The 18,004-nt window shown below is 63.2% G+C and carries 14 protein-coding genes; 6 read left to right on the top strand and 8 right to left on the bottom strand.

Annotated features, from left to right (window positions below; all coding sequences use genetic code 11):
* Window position 1: 1 nt before the first annotated feature.
* The gene (gene dsbD / locus ACRTG1_RS13315) at window positions 2-1,822 is read right to left on the bottom strand and encodes a protein-disulfide reductase DsbD (protein ID WP_432516257.1); all 1,821 of its coding nucleotides are present in this window, start codon (window positions 1,820-1,822) and stop codon (window positions 2-4) included.
* Between the two features lie 150 nt (window positions 1,823-1,972).
* On the opposite strand from dsbD, the gene ACRTG1_RS13310 reads away from it, so the two are divergent.
* The 5 genes from ACRTG1_RS13310 to ACRTG1_RS13290 all read left to right on the top strand — a co-directional run bounded on the left by ACRTG1_RS13310 (window position 1,973) and on the right by ACRTG1_RS13290 (window position 6,389).
* Complete coding sequence (locus ACRTG1_RS13310; protein ID WP_224873519.1) at window positions 1,973-2,761, top strand: L,D-transpeptidase; 789 nt, start codon at window positions 1,973-1,975, stop codon at window positions 2,759-2,761.
* A 45-nt stretch (window positions 2,762-2,806) separates the two neighbouring features.
* Window positions 2,807-3,472 carry a response regulator gene (locus ACRTG1_RS13305; RefSeq protein ID WP_432516256.1) on the top strand — a complete coding sequence of 222 codons (666 nt, stop codon included), beginning with the start codon at window positions 2,807-2,809 and terminating at the stop codon, window positions 3,470-3,472.
* Window positions 3,469-4,836, top strand: a complete 1,368-nt coding sequence (locus ACRTG1_RS13300) for an ATP-binding protein (RefSeq protein ID WP_206543811.1) — start codon at window positions 3,469-3,471, stop codon at window positions 4,834-4,836. The genes ACRTG1_RS13305 and ACRTG1_RS13300 overlap by 4 nt, the downstream gene beginning before the upstream one ends.
* The gene (locus tag ACRTG1_RS13295) at window positions 4,833-5,435 is read left to right on the top strand and encodes a thioredoxin domain-containing protein (RefSeq protein ID WP_206543810.1); all 603 of its coding nucleotides are present in this window, start codon (window positions 4,833-4,835) and stop codon (window positions 5,433-5,435) included. Before ACRTG1_RS13300 ends, ACRTG1_RS13295 begins: the two co-directional genes overlap by 4 nt.
* Before the next feature lie 225 nt (window positions 5,436-5,660).
* Window positions 5,661-6,389: a class I SAM-dependent methyltransferase gene (locus ACRTG1_RS13290; RefSeq protein ID WP_432516255.1), complete on the top strand. Its 729-nt coding sequence runs from the start codon at window positions 5,661-5,663 to the stop codon at window positions 6,387-6,389.
* Between the two features lie 232 nt (window positions 6,390-6,621).
* Here the strand turns inward: ACRTG1_RS13290 and ACRTG1_RS13285 are convergent, their stop codons facing one another.
* Complete coding sequence (locus ACRTG1_RS13285; protein WP_432516254.1) at window positions 6,622-7,746, bottom strand: FAD-dependent monooxygenase; 1,125 nt, start codon at window positions 7,744-7,746, stop codon at window positions 6,622-6,624.
* A 104-nt stretch (window positions 7,747-7,850) separates the two neighbouring features.
* Between ACRTG1_RS13285 and ACRTG1_RS13280 the strand changes: the two genes are divergently transcribed.
* Complete coding sequence (locus ACRTG1_RS13280) at window positions 7,851-8,753, top strand: LysR family transcriptional regulator (protein WP_432516253.1); 903 nt, start codon at window positions 7,851-7,853, stop codon at window positions 8,751-8,753.
* A gap of 162 nt (window positions 8,754-8,915) precedes the next feature.
* Here ACRTG1_RS13280 and ACRTG1_RS13275 read toward each other — a convergent pair whose 3' ends face one another.
* The 6 genes from ACRTG1_RS13275 to ACRTG1_RS13250 form a co-directional block, all read right to left on the bottom strand.
* Entirely contained in the window at window positions 8,916-12,671 is a 3,756-nt protein-coding gene (locus ACRTG1_RS13275; RefSeq protein WP_432516252.1) for a vitamin B12-dependent ribonucleotide reductase, read from the bottom strand.
* A gap of 683 nt (window positions 12,672-13,354) precedes the next feature.
* The gene (locus ACRTG1_RS13270) at window positions 13,355-14,893 is read right to left on the bottom strand and encodes an inorganic phosphate transporter (protein ID WP_206543805.1); all 1,539 of its coding nucleotides are present in this window, start codon (window positions 14,891-14,893) and stop codon (window positions 13,355-13,357) included.
* A gap of 114 nt (window positions 14,894-15,007) precedes the next feature.
* Complete coding sequence (locus ACRTG1_RS13265; RefSeq protein ID WP_113156352.1) at window positions 15,008-15,475, bottom strand: NUDIX hydrolase; 468 nt, start codon at window positions 15,473-15,475, stop codon at window positions 15,008-15,010.
* A gap of 262 nt (window positions 15,476-15,737) precedes the next feature.
* A complete protein-coding gene (bluB, locus tag ACRTG1_RS13260) occupies window positions 15,738-16,439 on the bottom strand; it encodes a 5,6-dimethylbenzimidazole synthase (RefSeq protein ID WP_206548847.1) in 702 nt (233 codons plus the stop codon).
* 53 nt (window positions 16,440-16,492) lie between these two features.
* Complete coding sequence (gpt, locus tag ACRTG1_RS13255; protein ID WP_113155520.1) at window positions 16,493-16,990, bottom strand: xanthine phosphoribosyltransferase; 498 nt, start codon at window positions 16,988-16,990, stop codon at window positions 16,493-16,495.
* Window positions 16,991-17,136: 146 nt separating this feature from the next.
* Window positions 17,137-17,979: a universal stress protein gene (locus tag ACRTG1_RS13250; RefSeq protein ID WP_113156351.1), complete on the bottom strand. Its 843-nt coding sequence runs from the start codon at window positions 17,977-17,979 to the stop codon at window positions 17,137-17,139.
* Between the last annotated feature and the right edge of the window lie 25 nt (window positions 17,980-18,004).

The following is an 18,004-nucleotide window of genomic DNA, read 5'->3' as shown; positions in this document are numbered from 1 at the left end:
ATCAGAGCGCCTCTGCGGTTTTGGCCGAGCCGGTCAGGTTTTCCACCGTGACGGAGCCGACGAGGCGGGTGCCGGCGACCTCGCGGCCTGCGGGATCGAAGAAGAGCATGGTGGGCGGGCCTGCCACTTCAAGGGCTTTCATGAGAGCTGCGTTCTCGTCGTTGAAGTCAGACAGGTCGGCCTTGATGAGCTGGAAACCGCCAAGACCGTCGATCACGCCGGCATCCGGCAGGACCGAGCGCTCGATGACGCGGCAGGTGACGCACCAGTCGGCGGTGAAATAGACGAGGGTGGGCGCATCGCCGGCGCTGGCGAGCTGCGCTTTGAGCTCGGGGATCGAGCCGGTTTGTCCAAAGGTGAGTTCGCGGGCGGGGGCGGATGCCTCGCTGCGCTGGGCGATCTGGGCCAGCGGCTTGAGCGGATCGGTGCCGCCGGACGCCGCGCCCAGCATCAGGATGATGCCGTAGATGAGCGACAGCGCGCCAACCGAGCGGACGGCGGCGAGCGGCGTCGTTTCTGCGATCTTTGCGCTGAAGGCGAAGCTTGCGATGGCGATGAGAAGGGCTGACCAGAGCGCGAGATCAAGGCCGGCGGGCAGGAGGGGTGTCGCCGTCCAGATGGCGGTGGCCAGGAAGCCGAAGCCGAACACGCGCTTGACGCTTTCCATCCATGCGCCGGCGCGCGGCAGGGCCTTGCCGCCAAGCGTGCCCATGATGATGAGCGGGATGCCCTTGCCGATGCCAAGGCCGAAAAGGGCTGCCGCCCCCAGCGCCACATCGGCGGTCTGGGCGATGTAGAGGAGTGCGCCGGCGAGCGGAACGGTGACGCAGGGGCCGACGATGAGGGCTGACGAGAAGCCGAGAATGGCCGCCGAGCGGCGTGAGCCGCCGACGCCGCCCGTGCGGTTTGCCACCCAGCTTGTCCATGCAGTGGGCAATTGCAGCTCGAACAGGCCGAACATGGAAAGCGCCAGAACCGCGAAGAGCGCTGACAGAATGCCGATCGTGACAGGCGACTGCAGAACGAGCTGCAGGTTCTGCCCGGACCAGCCGGCGGCAGCGCCCAGCAACGCGAAGGCCGAGGCGAGCGCGATCACATAGATCGAGGAAAGCTCGAAGCCGCGCCAGGCGGTGAGCCGGTCGCCCTCGCGCGCCAGTGCACCGGCCATGATGGGATACATGGGGAAGACGCAAGGGGTGAAGGCGAGAAGCAGGCCAAAGAGCGGGAAGCTGACCAGAACGAGCAGAACGCCGCCGCGACCGAGCAGCGACTGGATGAGCCCGTCATCTTCGGCAAGCGCGAAGCCGGTGTCTTCACTGGTTGCGGGGGCGGCGGGTGATGCGGCGGTCGGCGCTTCTTCCGTGACCCATTCCACGGGCGCTGCGGCCTGCGGGGCCGCCGGCGTGGTGACGGCAAGCGACAGGGCGTTTACCTGCCGGTTTTCCGGCGCATAGCAGATGCCGCCATCCTGACAGCCCTGAAACGTGACGTCGAATGTGCCGAAGACCTGTTCGGCTAAGTGTGCGCTCGCCGCATCGTAATAGACTTCGGAGAGGCCGAATGTGGGATCGTCCTTGCGGATGCCGGGGCTGGTTTCCAGTGGCAGTTCCGCGCCGTTTTGCGAAGCGCCGATGTGATCGCGATAAAGATAATAGCCTTCGGCGATCTGCCAGTTGAGGGCAAGCGTGCCGTCCTGGGTGCGGGTGACCTCAAGGGTGAAGGCGTCTTCGACCGGCAGCGGTTTTGCGGTCTGGGCCGAGGCGGGGGCGGGCGCAAGGCTGACGGACAGGAAAGCCATAAGCGCGATCAGGATCGTCTTCATTCTGTCACTTCAAATTGTGTGGACCGCCGGGTTCGTACCCTCATGGCGGGATGCTGGAGAGCGAATTGAACGCCTCAACTTAAGGCAGCCTTAAGGTGGGTGTTGTTTGGGCAGACGGCAAACAGCTCAATGCAGCAAGGAGTTTTCAGCATGGCGCATTTTCGCACGGGCATGAGCGCCCGGATGCGGGCGTCCGACCGACCGGACGAGGAACATATCGACGATGGACATTCTGTCGGTTCAGGACGGTTGGGGCGGCGTGGCTTTCTGGCCGGGTTAAGCGCGCTGGCGGTTTCGGGCTGCGTTGCGACGCCAAGGCCCGAGGCTCCCAAAGTGGTTGAGCCGCCCAAGCCCAGGCGCGTCGTTCCACCGATGTATTACGCCATGCCGAATGAGCGTTTTCCCATTCCCGAAGTGGATGTCAGCCATCTGGAAGAGCGCTGGTGGCGCAAGGATGTGGATTATCCCACCAGCGAGCGCAAGGGCACGCTGATCGTGGATACGCCGAACAGGTATCTTTACCACGTGACGGGACCGAACCGCGCGACGCGCTATGGCATTGGCGTCGGACGCGACGGCTTCTCCTGGGCGGGGCGTGCGATCATGGCCTATCGCCGTGAATGGCCGCGCTGGACGCCGCCGAACGAGATGGTGGCGCGGCGGCCGGAACTGGAGCCCTACAGCATCGCCAATGGCGGCATGCCGCCGGGCCTGCGCAATCCTCTTGGCGCACGCTCGCACTATATCCATCTGAACGGCAAGGACACGCTTTACCGCATTCATGGCACGCCGGAGCCGTGGAGCATCGGCAAGGCGGTGTCGTCCGGCTGTATCCGCCTGATCAACCAGGATGTGATTCACCTGCACGATAATGTAAGGGACGGCAGCCCGATTGTTGTCATTCCCGATCCGAAGATGGAACATCTTCTGGTGACCTGATGCGGGCCTTCGGGTCTGAATGCTTGATCGAATGAGACGCGTGCGATGCGACTTTTGGTGGTTGAAGACGATCCGCTGCTTCTGGACGGGCTGACCGTGGGGCTGGGGCTTGCCGGCTTTGCGGTCGATGCCGTGGCCACCTGCGAGGACGCTTTCGCCGCGCTCAGCGCACAGGCCTATGAAGGGGTCGTGCTCGATCTGATGCTGCCGGATGGCTCTGGCCTCGACGTGCTTTCGGATCTGCGCCGGCGGGGTGACGCCACGCCGGTGGTTCTTCTGACGGCGCGCGATCAGGTTCCCGACCGGATCGCCGGGCTGGACGCCGGCGCAGACGACTATGTGGGAAAGCCCTTTGATCTCGACGAATTGTCGGCGCGTGTGCGCGCGGCGGTGCGCCGGGGCAAGGGGCGCTCCAGCGCAACGCTTGCATGGGGCGGGGTGACGCTCGATCCGGCAAACCAGTCGGTGAGCCGCGACGGTGATCCGGTGATCCTGACGCGGCGCGAATTCGCGCTTCTGGCGGCGCTGATGGAGCGGCCGGAAAGCATCCTTTCCAAACCGGCGCTCGAAGAAACGATCTATGGCTGGCAGGAAGAGGTGGAGAGCAACGCCGTGGAGGTGCACATCCACAAGCTGCGCTCCAAGCTTGGCTCCGATTTCATCAAAACCGTGCGCGGGGTTGGCTATCGGCTCCGGGAGGCGGGCGCATGAGATCCATCCGCGCACGGCTGATCCTGATCCTCATGGGCTCGACCGGGCTCGTGTGGCTGCTCGCGGTCGGCTGGATCTATCTCAGCACGCAGGCCGAGGTGGAGCGGGTGCTGGATGCGCGGCTGATGGAAGCGGCGCGGATGGTCAATTCGCTCCTTTCCGACCACCGTATCGAGGTGGGGCTGGAGGAAAATGCCGCCCGCAAGGCGATGGGGGAGTTCGAACTCAGCAATCGCCCCTATGAACGCCAGCTCTCCTGCCAGATCTGGACGCTGGAAGGCAGCCTTGTGGGGCGCTCGGAAAATGCGCCGGAAGCCCAGCTGACGGAAATTCAGGACGGGTTTTCAGAGACCGAAGTGGGTGGCGAGCGCTGGCGCGTGTTCACCGTGGAAAACGAGGTTCTGGGCGTGCGGGTGATGGTGGGCGACAGCCTCCAGATCCGCGACAGCCTGGTGAGCGATGTGATCAAGGGGCTGGTGGTGCCGGCGCTTCTGATCCTGCCGTTTCTGGCCGGGGTCATTCTCGTTTCGGTGCGCCGCGGCCTTTCGCCCCTGAGCGACATGGCCGAAACGCTTTCGACGCGCGCGGCCAATGATCTGCGCCCGCTGGAGGCGGCCAGTCTGCCGAAGGAGATTGCGCCGGCGGTGAACGCGCTGAACGGGCTTTTCAAGCGGGTGGAAGATGCGCGCGACCGCGAACGCAGCTTTACGGCTTTTGCCGCTCATGAACTGAAAACGCCGCTGGCCGGCGTGAAAACGCAGGCGCAGATTGCGCTGGCGAGCGATGACCCGACCGTGCACGCCAATGCGTTGCGGCAGATCACCATGGGCGTGGATCGAACGAGCCGGCTTGTGAAGCAGCTTCTCGACCTGACCGCGCTTGAGGCGAATGACAGTGAGCCGACCCTGCAACCCGTGAGCGCGCGGGCGCTGATGCGCAGTGTGGCGGCGGAGCTGCCGCTGCCGCAGGGCGCGGCGCGGCTGAGCGTGGAGGCGGATGGCGAAGGCGCGGACAGGGTTCTTGTCGAGCCGCATTTCCTCTCGCTGGCGCTGCGCAACCTGATCGAGAACGCGCTGAACCATGCGCCGGAGACCACGGGCGTGGTGTGCCGGGTGGACGAGGCGAATGATGGCGTACGCCTTGTGGTGGAAGATCGCGGTCCGGGCATTCCCGAGGCAGAGCTTTCGCAGGTGGTGGAGAAATTCGTGCGCGGGCGAAACCGCTCGGCAACCGGTAGCGGGCTGGGGCTTGCCATTGCACAGGCGGCGATGGCGCGCATGGGCGGAACGCTGGCGCTCGAAAACCGCGACGGTGGTGGTCTGCGCGCCATTCTGACCGTGCGAAAGGCGGAGGCGGCTGCATGATTTCCCGACGTTTCTTTCTGGCTGGAGCCTCCGGCGCGCTGGCGGTTGCGCCGCTGGCGGCACGCGCCGCGCCCAGCCTGAATGACATGGTGCGCGACCCGGCGCTTCAGGCGCTGGGCAATCCGGCGGGCGATGTGACCATTGCGGAGTTCTTCGATTATCTCTGCCCCTCCTGCAAGGCGATCCACCCGGCGCTGAAGGAGATCGTGCGCTCTGACGGCAATCTGCGGCTGGTGATGAAGGACTGGCCGATCAATGGCGATGTGGCGTGGTATGCCTCGCGCATGGTGCATGCATCGGCGGCGCTGGGCGTCTATGAGGCGGCGCATAATGAAGTGATCGCCATTGAGGGCGGGTTGACGCATGGCAAGGTGGACGATGCGCTGCGCAGCGTGGGGGCGGACGCCGGCGCGGTGCGTGACATGCTGGATGTGCATCTGAAGGCAATCGATGCGCTGATTGGCCGAAACGAGGCCCATGCAAAGGCGCTCAAGCTTGCCGGAACGCCGAGTTTCCTGATCGGTAACCGGCTCTATCGCCGGCCGATGAGCGCGGACGAGATCGTGGAAGCGGTGGCGCTGGCGCGCTCCGGGCGCTGAGGCCGCAGCTTGACAGATCCGCCATGGCGGAGAATATGGCGTCATGATCGGACAGGACACCCACATCGTTTCCCGGATGGCCGGCATCTCTTCAGGCGAGATGCCGGGGTTTAAGACACGCTGACAACCAGACGCGGTCCATGATCCTGCAACCTCGCCGCAGTGCGGACGGGGTTTTGTGCGTGAAGCTGCGCCCCGTTCTTTTTCAAGGAATGGAGACTTTCAATGGCACAGAACATCTACGACAACCCGGAGTTCTTCGAAGGCTACAGCCAGCTGCCCAGGCAGGTGCATGGTCTGGCGGGCGCGCCGGAATGGCCGGCCATCAAGGCCATGCTGCCGGATATGACGGATCGGCGGGTGGTTGAACTGGGATGCGGGTTTGGCTGGGCGTCCCGCTATCTGCGCGAGGCCGGGGCGCGGAGCGTTCTTGGCCTCGATGTCTCGCAGAACATGATCGAGCGCGCGCGCGCCGACACGAATGATGCGGCCATCGAATACCGCATTGCCGATCTGGAAACGCTGGAACTGCCGCAGGGCGCGTTCGATTTCGCCTTCAGCGCGCTGACCTTCCACTATATTCAGGATTTCGACCGGCTGGTGCGGATGATCCATGCGGCGCTGACGCCGGGTGCGCACTTCGTGTTCACCATCGAGCATCCGATCTTCATGGCCGCCACACAGCCGCGCTGGCTGCCGGAAGAGGACGGGCACAAGACCTGGCCGGTCAATTGCTACGCGCTGGAGGGGGAGCGGCGAACGGACTGGTTCGCAAGCGGCGTGCTCAAATATCACCGCACCATGGCGACGACGCTGAACACGCTTGTCGGCGCAGGGTTTGCGCTGCGTGAGATCAGGGAATTCGCCCCGACCAGGGCGCAGATCGCGGAAATGCCGGATCTGGCCGAGGAGCTGGAGCGGCCGATGATGCTGCTGGTTTCGGCGGGGCGGTGAGGGCGGGCAGGGGCTGCTTTAGGCTGAAAGAGGCGGGGTTTCCCGCCTGTTTTCTCTGGGGCGCGGGCGCGGCGCTCTGTGCCCTGTGCCCATGGACTGCAAACGCCATGCCAAAGCCGCGCCCAGAAGATAAGCCGACACATGGCCGGGCTTTGGGTAGCCTGCGAGTATGCAATCGAGCAGAAGCCCCGGAATTACGATCAGGGCGATGAGGCTGATTGCCCATTTGCGATTACCCTGATCCCTTTTCGAGACCCTGCATCCAGAGACGGCTCAACTGCCCGGCGGAGAACCCGGGGGCAGGGGGACTGGACTTCGACTGGTCTCCAAAAATTCGCTGTGCGACCTGTCGCCCTGCAGACTGCGCCGCAGACGTCTTCACGATGCGCGTCTCATAAAAACGCGAAAGCGCGGTCTCCAGACGATCATGTTCCTCCAGCATTCTGGAAAGATGCCACGCGTCTTCCAGCGCCTGACAGGCGCCCTGGCCGGAGGTGGGCAGGGGAGCGTGGGCTGCATCCCCGATGATCAGGACATTGTCCCGATGCCAATGGGGCAGGGGATCGAGGTCATGGACGAAAATGCGATTGAGCGATATTTCGTTGCGCGATTGCAGCACATTCTGGACCGGGCCGGGCCAGTCCCGAAAACGCTGGTCCATCTCATCGTACCAGGCGGGCAACGGCCGCGTCCTGTCGATCGGGGTGCGCCACGCGGCTGCCCAGAAACACAGACCATCACCAACAGGGACGATGCCGAAACGTTCTCCCGCCCCGCAGAAATCGTGAATGGCGGCATCGATGACGCCACGCTCCGGCTGGCTGATGCCGATAATGTTGATGAAACCCTGATAGCGGGGAAGCACGTCTTCTGCATGGATCGCCTGACGCACCGCCGAGTTCATGCGGCCATCTGCACCGACGACGAGATCATACTGCGTCCTGAGCCCCTCGATATCCTGCGCGGCAATTGAGCGATTGAACTTGATGTCGACGCCCAGTGCATGCAACGCCCCGGCCAGAATGCGCATGAGATCGCGACGCAATATGGTCACGCTCGGGAAGCCGCACAGCCTGTTCACTTCCAGGATATCAAATTCGGCCTTCTGGATGCCGTGCTGATCGAACTGGCGCATGAAGCGGGGCGCGCCGCCCTTGCGTTTGATGGCGTCTGCCAGCTCCATCTGCTCCATAACGAAGACGGCATTCGGCCACAGGGTGACCCCGGCTCCCATTGAGGAAACCGCACTGCCACGCTCAAACAGGCTTACCTGATGGCCTTGTCTGGTGGCGAAAATGGCGAGCGCCATACTGGCGACACCGGCGCCCACGATGGCAATTCGCTTTGCACTGGTCATCCGCTCTCTCCTGATCAAGAAATCTGATGCAGCTTGTATCGAGCTCCTGATTGGCGATAAATCTGGCTTTGTTGCTTTGTTAATCCCGTTATTTGGGCGAATGGATGCTGGAAAAAATCGAACTTCAGTGGTTGCTCTGCTTCCAGGCGGTCTATGACAAGCTGAGCTTCAAGCTGGCGGCGGAGCAGCTTCAGTTGCCGACATCCAATGTCAGCCGGCATGTCGCCTTGCTGGAGCGGCAGCTCAATGTTCGTTTGCTGGAACGCACGACGCGGAAGATGATCCCGACGGCGGCAGGCAAGCAGCTTTACCGGTCCATGACACCGCTCACGCAAGCGATGGATGATGCGCTGGAAGAGGTGTCCCTGTTCGGGGATTCCCTGTCCGGTCACCTGCGGATCATCACGCCGGACCTCCCGTTCATGGCCGAAATCCTCGCGGATTTCTGCGTTCGGCATCCGCAGATACAGCTTAGCTGCGACACCCGGCTGGACCCGACGGACGGATTGCTGGAAGGGTTCGATCTGGTGTTGCGCTTTGGACGCGGACCGCTGGAGAATTCCGGCTGGGTTGCAAGGGAAATCCTGCGCTGGCCGAGCTGTGTGGTGGCTGCGCCAGAGCTTCTGGAGCGATACCCGGCGCCGCAATCGCTGGAGGCGTTGAGCAGGGCCCCGTGTATTACGAGCATGTCGGTGCTTCAGGGAATGCCCTGGCGTTTCAAACAGGAGCAGACCGTTCAGGTGCAATCCAGCTACAGGGTGAACAGCGGTCAGATGGCGCGGGCGGCGGCGCTGAAAGGGCTGGGGTTTGCCGTTTTGCCCCTTCATGCCTGTCAGTCAGACATCGATGCCGGCTCCCTCATCAAAATTGATCTCGAGCCCGCGCCAGAGGATCTGGTGCTTTATGGGTTTTACTCAGGCAGAAAATATCCGCAGGTCAGGGTGAAGGCGTTCCTGGAGCACCTTCAATCGGCGCTCGCTGAGTTCTCTGCGGGTCCGGTCGAATGAAGGCTTCCGATAACGCCTGAAACGAAAAAATCCGGGCCGATGGACCCGGATTTTCTCTGGTTCTGTCGTCGCATGGCGCCGGCAAATTACCAAACTGCCATTGCGGACATTTCAGGGTGCAGGAGGACAAACCATGTTGCCCTCCTCAATGTGACCCTTGCTTCAGCTACAGCCGCTCGTTGCGCCGCAGGTGTCGCACTTCTCGCAGGTGCCGTTGCGCACCATGGTGAAGTTCTGGCACTCCGAGCACATATTGCCCGTATAGCCCTGCATGATCGCCTGCTGGCGGCGGTGGCTCTCGACCTTCTTTGCTTCGGCGGCTTCCTGAGCGGCTGCCTCGGTGAAGAGGGCGTCGGTTTCGCCTTCCTGCGCGGCTTCCTCTGCCAGCTCCTTCGCACGCTCCTCATAGTCGCGGCGGAAGGCGGTGGCTTCTTCCTGCAGTTCCGAAACGGCAGGCTTCAGCGCGTGGACGGTTGCACCCGAGGCGATGGCGCGGACGGACGGGCCGCCGGCTTCGCCCTTGGGCTCACCGCTTTTGCCGGAAACCAGCTTGAACGGGGTCGCGCCGCGGGTCAGGCCCTTGGAGAAGGGGATCGCCTTGCCTTCATTGATGCCGCGGCCGAGCGCGGTGTTGGTGAAGTCGGACGTGTCCACATGGGCGAGATCCGAACGACCGAGATAGGACACGGCCAGCTCGCGGAACACATAGTCGAGGATCGACGTGGCGTTCTTGATCGCATCATTGCCGATGACCATGCCGGCCGGCTCGAATTTGGTGAAGGTGAAGGCCTCCACATATTCCTCGAGCGGCACGCCGTATTGCAGGCCAAGCGAGATGGCGATGGCGAAGTTGTTCATCATCGCACGGAAGGCAGCACCTTCCTTGTGCATGTCGATGAAGATCTCGCCGAGGCGGCCATCGTCGAACTCGCCGGTGCGCAGATAGACCTTGTGGCCACCGATCACCGCTTTCTGGGTGTAGCCCTTGCGGCGGTTGGGGAGCTTCTCGCGTTCGTCGCGGACAACCTTTTCCACGATGCGTTCGACGATCTTCTCGGAGACGACGGCGGCCTGCGCGGCAGCCGGTGCGGCGACCAGCTCTTCGGCCAGATCGTCGGCATCGTCCTCATCGTCGGACAGGAGCGCGGAGTTCAGCGGCTGCGAGAGCTTGGAACCATCGCGGTAGAGCGCGTTGGCCTTGAGCGCCAGCTTCCAGGAGAGGAGGTAGGCCGCCTTGCAGTCCTCGACCGTCGCCTCGTTGGGCATGTTGATGGTCTTGGAGATGGCGCCCGAGATGAAGGGCTGCGCGGCAGCCATCATGCGGATGTGGCTTTCGACCGAAAGGTAGCGCTTGCCGACCTTGCCGCACGGATTGGCGCAATCGAAGACGGGCAGGTGCTCTTCCTTCAGATGCGGTGCGCCTTCAAGCGTCATGGCACCGCAAATGTGGATGTTGGCGGCCTCGATTTCCTTCTTGGTGAAGCCGAGTGCGGCCAGCATGTCGAAGGAGAAATCGTCGAGCTGCTCGTCGGTGAGGCCCAGCGTTTCCTTGCAGAAATCCTCGCCGAGCGTCCACTTGTTGAAGGCGAACTTGATGTCGAAGGCCGATTTGAGCGCACCGTTGACGGCGGCGATCTTCTCGTCGTCGAAACCCTTGCCCCTGAGGCTGGTCGGGTTGATGGCCGGAGCCTGATCGAAATTGCCATGACCGACCGCATAGGCCTCGATCTCGGCGATCTGGGCTTCGGAATAGCCGAGCGTGCGCAGGGCTTCCGGCACGGCGCGGTTGATGATCTTGAAGTAGCCGCCGCCGGCCAGCTTCTTGAACTTCACCAGTGCGAAGTCGGGCTCGATGCCGGTCGTGTCGCAGTCCATGACGAGGCCGATCGTGCCGGTGGGCGCGATGACGGTGGCCTGCGCATTGCGGTAGCCGTGCTTTTCGCCCAGCTCAAGCGCGCGGTCCCAGGCGGCGCGGGCATGCTCGATCAGATCGGCATGCGGGCACTCGTCCGCCTTGAGCGGCACCGGATTGACCGACAGGCCCTCATAACCGTCGCTCTGGCCATGGGCGGCGCGGCGGTGGTTGCGGATGACGCGCAGCATGTTCTCGGCATTGCGCTCATAATCGGGGAACGCGCCGAGCTCGCCGGCCATCTCTGCCGAGGTTGCGTAAGCGACACCGGTCATGATCGCCGTCAGCGCGCCGCCAATAGCGCGGCCTTCCGCTGAATCATAGGGGATGCCGGAGGTCATCAGCAGACCGCCAATATTGGCGTAGCCGAGACCCAGCGTGCGGTACTCGTAAGAGAGCTTTGCGATCTCCTTGGACGGGAACTGGGCCATCATCACGGAGATTTCCAGCACCATGGTCCACAGGCGCACCGTGTGCTCGTAGGCCGCAATGTCGATGGTGCCGTCCTGATTGCGGTACTGCAGGAGGTTCATCGAGGCGAGGTTACAGGCCGTGTCGTCCAGGAACATGTATTCCGAGCACGGGTTCGAGGCGCGGATCGGGCCCGCTGCCGGCGAGGTGTGCCAGTCGTTCATGGTGGTGTTGTAGTGCAGGCCCGGATCGGCGGACGCCCATGCGGCGTAACCGATCTTGTCCCACAGGTCGCGCGCCTTGAGGGTCTTTGCGACCTTGCCGTCAATGCGGTTGATCAGATCCCAGTTGCCGTCGGTCTCCACGGCGCGCAGGAAGTCGTCCTTGAGCGAAACGGAGTTGTTCGAGTTCTGGCCCGAAACGGTGAGATAGGCTTCCGAATCCCAGTCCGTGTCGTAGGTCTTGAACTGGATGTCGGTGTAGCCCTGGCGGGCGAACTGGATGACGCGCTTGATGTAGTTCTCAGGCACGGCATTGCGCTTTGCAGCACGGATCTCGCGCTTGAGCGCCGGGTTCTGGGACGGGTCGAAGCATTCATCATTGTCGGCCTCGCAGTTGATGCAGGCCTTCATGATGGCTTCGAGGTGCTTCTTGGCGATCTTGGAACCGGTGACGAGGGCGGCGACTTTCTGCTCCTCCTTCACCTTCCAGTCGATGTAAGCCTCGATATCGGGATGGTCCGCATCGACAACGACCATCTTGGCCGCGCGGCGGGTGGTGCCGCCCGACTTGATGGCGCCGGCAGCGCGGTCGCCGATCTTCAGGAAGGACATGAGGCCCGAAGACTTGCCGCCGCCGGAGAGCTTTTCGCCTTCGCCGCGCAGATGAGAGAAGTTGGAGCCGGTGCCGGAACCGTATTTGAACAGGCGCGCCTCGCGGACCCACAGGTCCATGATGCCGCCTTCATTGACCAGATCGTCGCCGACCGACTGGATGAAGCACGCATGGGGCTGCGGGTGCTCATAGGACGATTTGGACTTGGTCAGCTTGCCGGTGAACGGGTCGACGTAATAGTGGCCCTGGCCGGGGCCATCGATGCCATAGGCCCAGTGCAGGCCGGTGTTGAACCACTGCGGCGAATTGGGGGCAACGCGCTGGGTGGCGAGCATGTAGCACAGCTCGTCCATGAAGGTCCGGGCGTCTTCCTCGCCATCGAAATAGCCGCCCTTCCAGCCCCAGTAGGTCCAGGTGCCGGCGAGACGGTTGAAGACCTGCGCGGCGCTGGTCTCGGAGCCATAGCGCTCGTCTTCGGGCAGATCCTTCAGCGCTTCTTCATCGGCAACCGAACGCCACAGGAAGGAGGGGACATCATTCTCCTCGACCTTCTTCAGGTGCGCGGGCACGCCGGCCTTGCGGAAATATTTCTGCGCGAGAATGTCGCTGGCGACCTGGGAGAACTGCGCCGGAACGTCGATGTTCTCCAGCCGGAAGACGATGGAGCCGTCCGGGTTCTTGATTTCGCTCGTGGCCTTGCGGAACGCGATTTCCGCATATGGGCTTTGGCCTTGCTTTGTGAACCGGCGTTCGATGCGCATTTTGTCCTCTTTGCCCCTAATCCATATATAGCGTCTTGCGCAGCGAATGGCTCATCACATCTTCACTGCGCGGACACCGTGTCCGCCATGCCGGGCGCTTGAAGCGCGCGACGCCTAGATACCGAAGGTTGGTTCCTTTATGCGGCCCGGAATCCGGAAACCGCTAGGTCTTGTTTCGCAGGTGCGAAACCGCCCCCAACCTGATGCGACTGCGACGTCAATGTCACAGAACTGATACATTATATGGTGCGTAGGATTTCCGAAATCACTAAATATAGTGTTAACAGATTCTTGATGCCTCACGGCAGCCGACGCCCCCGCCTGCTTTTTCCACGGCGCAAACGATGCCGTTCCGCCCGAAACAGATGTCCGGGCAGATGCTGGAAACTCAAACGAATTGGAAAATCGACCGGCTTTGCGCCGACCAACCGCACCGTACGAACGCGAGTGCCGGACCATAAAATGCGACTCGTACCGTGGCGTCAAGAAGTCGGCGGATTATGACAGGCAATCACTACATGTAGTGTGTGAGGTGTGTGAATTATGGGGAAGTCGCACGCCAGCTGTTGCGGTTTGAAAAACCCATCTTTCCCGGCGTCTCGGGAGGAGGGGTGTGCAGAAAAAAGCGCACAGGCCGGAGGGGCTGTGCGCTTTGATCGATGAGGGCCTGTGCAGTTTCCGGGTCAGGCGATCAGGTCGAGCACCAGAAAGATGACGGCTGAAAGGATGGCGGCGGCGGGAACCGTGGTGACCCATGCGGCAACGATGGTGCGCACATGGGCGCGGCGCACCAGTTTGCGACGGGCGACTTCCTCGCGCGAGGTCTTTTGCTGTTCGACTTCGAGATCGTCATCGTCGCTCGACTGGATGCCATTGTCTGCCTTGAGGCGCACGCCCTTGCGCTCCAGATAGGCGCGGCGGCGCTTGGAATGGGCGGTGTACCACTCGCGGAAGAAGCCGACGCCGAAAATGGCGCCGACGGCGGTGTGGGTCGAGCTGATGGGAAGGCCGAAACCGGAGGCGATGATGACGGTGATGGCTGCCGAAAGCGCAACGCAGAAGGCGCGCATCGGGTTGAGCTTGGTGATCTGCTCGCCGACCATGCGGATGAGCTTGGGGCCGAATAGGACGAGGCCGATGGAAATGCCGGCCGCGCCGATGACCATGACCCAGAGCGGGATGGCGACGGTCGTGTTGACGGTGCTCTCATGCACGGTGAAGACGATGGCGGCCAGCGGGCCGACGGCGTTCGCCACGTCATTTGCACCATGGGCAAAAGAGAGGAGGGCGGCCGAAATGACCAGCGGCACCTTGAACAGGCTGCGCAGCGACTGATTGCGGTTTTCGAGCCCTTCCGACTGCGCATGCACGAAGAGATGGGCGAGGAACCAGGTGACTGCGAAGAAGGCGAGACCGATGATGGCTGCGCCCCCGCCGGTGACCGGGAAAACCTTTTTCAGCCCCTTGAGGGTGAGATAGGCGGAGAATGTGCCGGCCATGATGGCGATCAGCAGCGGCAGCCAGCGGCGCGCGGCGGCGATCTTGTCATCCTGATAGATGATGGCGGTCTTGATGAAGGCCAGGAAGAGGGCGGCGATGACACCGCCGACAACCGGCGAAATGACCCAGCTTGCCGCGATCTGCGACATGGTGGCCCAGTCCACGGAGGAGAAGCCGGCAGCCGCGATGCCCGCACCCATGACGCCACCGACGACCGAGTGGGTGGTGGAGACGGGGGCGCCGATCCAGGTCGCCAGGTTGATCCAGAGGGCGGAGGAGATGAGCGCGGCCATCATGGCGCGCACGAAGGCCTCGGGCGTTCCCACGGCGGCGGGATCGATGATGCCCTTGGAAATGGTGGAAACCACATCGCCACCGGCGATCAGCGCGCCGGCGCTTTCAAAGACGGCTGCGATCAGGAGCGCGCCGCCGAGCGTCATGGCCTTTGCGCCGACAGCCGGGCCGACATTGTTGGCCACGTCATTCGCGCCGATGTTGAGCGCCATATAGGCGCCGATGGCGGCGGCAGCGACGATGATCACCGCGCGCGGCTCGCCGAACGTGTAGGTGGCGGCGAAGATGGCGGTGAGCGCGAGGAACAACAGGGCAAGACCGGGGGCAACCAGGCCGCGCGCCACGGTGGTGGTGGCTTCCTCGACATAGACGAGCTTGTCTAGATCCTTGTCGAGCGTCTGTTTGCGTGGATTGCTGCTTTCGCTCATGCGATATCCATCTCGTGCCCTGGCTTCACGATGGTGAAAGTGTGCGGAAAAAACTCCGCACCGGGTTAGGAAACAAACCCGCGCGCGGCAAGCGCCGACGGCAAAAAAGACCGATCAGGCGGCGATTTCTCGTGGATTGTGGCTGAATGCGATCAGAAGCTCACCGAGATCGCGCTCCTTCACGGCGGCTGCCGCCTCCTGGGGCGAGAACCACTGGCGGGTGCGCTGCTTGCGCTCCGGCCACTTGGCGCGCTCCTCGGTCACTTCCAGCGGGACGACCGCAACCTCGCAGGGCCACTCGACCCCGGTGCCGTCTTCCTTGTGGTAGTAGAAACGGCCGATTTCGCCGGCTGCGGGCCTGCCGCGCACGCCGGCCTCTTCACGCGCTTCGCGCTGTGCGGCCATGGCGAGGGTTTCGAGCCCTTCGGGCCAGCCCTTGGGCAGCACCCAGCGACCGGTTCCCCGGCTGGTCACGAGCATGATCTCGATGCCGCTGCCGTTCGCCGCGTTGCGCCACGGCAGCGCTGCTGCCTGAACGCGGCGGGGATTGCCACCGAACAGACGCCGAACCGTTTCGGTCAGCCGCAAACGTGTGCCGTGCGTGAAAATCGTACTTCTCCTCAACCGGGCACATCGCGCCCAGATTCATGTTTTTCCTGTAAGTTACTGTTTCTACGCTTATTTGCGCGCCGGGTGGCGGAACAATTGCCACTCAAGCTTTCGGACTCGAATCAGGGCGCGCGGAAAGCCTGATCGCAGACATAATCAATTTACGCAGAGAATCAAGAGGTTGGCGCAATGATCATGCGTCGCTTGTCGGATATGAAGGCGAGCGTTGCACGCTTCAGTCTTCTTCGCGCCAGCCTTCTTCATGGATATGGGAGGCGAGTGGCGAACGGCGCTTCCAGCCCCGCTTTTCAAGCTCGGGACTGTCGAAGAAGCCCTTGACGTGGCCGACACACAGATAGCCGACGAGGCGCAGGCGCTCGGGGATGCCGAGCACCGCCTTGACGCGGTCTTCATGCAGGATGCTGACCCAGCCGACGCCAATGCCTTCTGCGCGGGCGGCAAGCCACAGGTTCTGAATGGCGCAGACCGTGCTGAACAGGTCGGTGTCGGCCATGTGGGTTGCGCCCAGAATGACCGGCCCGCCACGCTCGCGGTCGCTGGTGATGCAGATGTTGAGGGGAGCCGAGGTGATGCCGGCGAGTTTCAGGGCGCGGTACTGATCCCGCTTCCCGGCAGGAAAGCGCTCTGCGGCCTGCGCGTTGGCATCGGCAAAGATGTCGGCGATCCGCTGGCGGGTCTCCGGCCTGCGGATGAGAATGAAGTCCCAGGGCTGCGACAGGCCGACCGAGGGTGCGCGATGGGCGGCGTCCAGAATGCGGGCGAGCGCGGCCTCGTCGATCGGATCGGGCAGAAACTCGCCGCGCACGTCGCGGCGGGTGGCGATGGCCCGATAGACGGCGTCACGCCCGGCAACGTCAAAGGGCGCGCCGGACGTGAGACCGTCCGTCGGTTCGGGCCTGTCGTCGCTGCGCGACATGAAGTTGCTCCTGGGCGTGCTGCGGCCGGGAAGGGCAGCGCTGCGCGTTGCGATCAGTCGGGCTGACCTTCGGCGATGGGTTTCTGGTAGGAGAAGCCCATGTCCCAGGGGAAGTAGATCCAGGTGTCCTGCGAGACTTCGGTGACGAAGGTATCGACAAGCGGACGGCCCTTGGGCTTTGCATAGACGGTGGCGAAATGCGCCTTGGGCATCATGGCGCGCACGATGGCTGCCGTCTTGCCGGTGTCGGTGAGGTCGTCGACGATGAGGACGTTCTCGCCTTCATCCTTGAGGAGCTCGGGATTGATTTCCTTGAGCACCCGCAGTTCGCCCTGCGACGTGTAGTCGTGATAGGAGGCGACGCACACGGTTTCGATGAGGCGGATGCCGAGTTCGCGCGAAATGACGGCTGCGGGCACGAGGCCGCCGCGCGTGATGCAGACGATGGCTTTCCATTCGCCGTTGACGCCGGACAAACGCCAGGCGAGCGCGCGCGCGTCACGGTGGAACTGATCCCAGGAAACGGGAAAGGCTTTTTCAGGAAGAGACATCGGCTTCGCACTCCATGGGCGCATCGCGGCTGCTGATTGGAATGCGCGGTGAATTAGCCGGAAAGGGATGCCGAGCGCAAGCCCGGCATCCGGTTCATCCCGCATTTTCCCAACAGTTTGGATGCGGGCTGTGGGCGTGGCCCGCCTCAGTGGGCGAGGAAGGTGGGCACCGTCATGCTTTGCAGGATGGTGCGCGTGGCTCCGCCGAACACGAATTCACGCAGGCGCGAGCGCCCGAATGCGCCCATGACGAGAAGATCCGCGCCGGTGTCGGAAATGCGATTGTCGAGCACCTCGCCATGGGAGACGCCGCCCGACTGCTCCACCTTGACCGTGACGTCGATGCCGTGGCGGGCAAGGGCTGCGGCGATGGCCGTGCCGGCCATGGATGCGTCACGGCGGGGCGTATCCTGCGGGTCGATACAGAACACTTCCACGCTGTCGGCTTCCTTCATGAAGGGCAGGGCGTCGAAGGCTGCACGCGCTGCCTGCCGGCTGCCGTTCCAGGCGAGCAGGATCTTCTTGAACTCGGCCTCTCGGGCCTTGCGGATATAGGGAACGAGGAGGACGGGGCGTCCGGTCTCGAAAAGCAGGGCCTCGATATTGGCATCCATGCTGGCGGTTGCGTCCGGGTCTGTCTGCTGGGCGATCACCAGATCTGCACTGCGCGCGCTTTCGATGCCGGAGACGGCCGAATCGCCCGACACGCTGTCGAAGCCGCGCCACTCACTGGCGACGCCCTCAACGCGGGCGCGTTCGTCGAACAGGTGGCGGATGACCTTGTGACGGCGGGTCGTCTCTTCCTGCATGTCGATGCTGAGATCGACCACGGGGCCGCCCATGGGCGAGGCCATGACCATGGGAAGCGCTTCGGCGTGCAGGCCGATCACATGACTGTCGTGGCGGGCTGCAAGCGGCAGCGCCAGATCGAGGACACGCGGGGCGTCAGCCTCGCTTTGCAGAATTGCGAGAATGGTCTTGTAGCTCATGTCAGCCTCCTTGAGCTGCGATGCA

Origin of the sequence: Nitratireductor sp. PBL-C9, from assembly GCF_050877045.1 — a bacterium.
Lineage (GTDB): Bacteria > Pseudomonadota > Alphaproteobacteria > Rhizobiales > Rhizobiaceae > Nitratireductor > Nitratireductor aquimarinus.
Note: the sequence above shows the minus strand (reverse complement) of the source record. Positions and strands in the feature narration are given on the sequence as shown.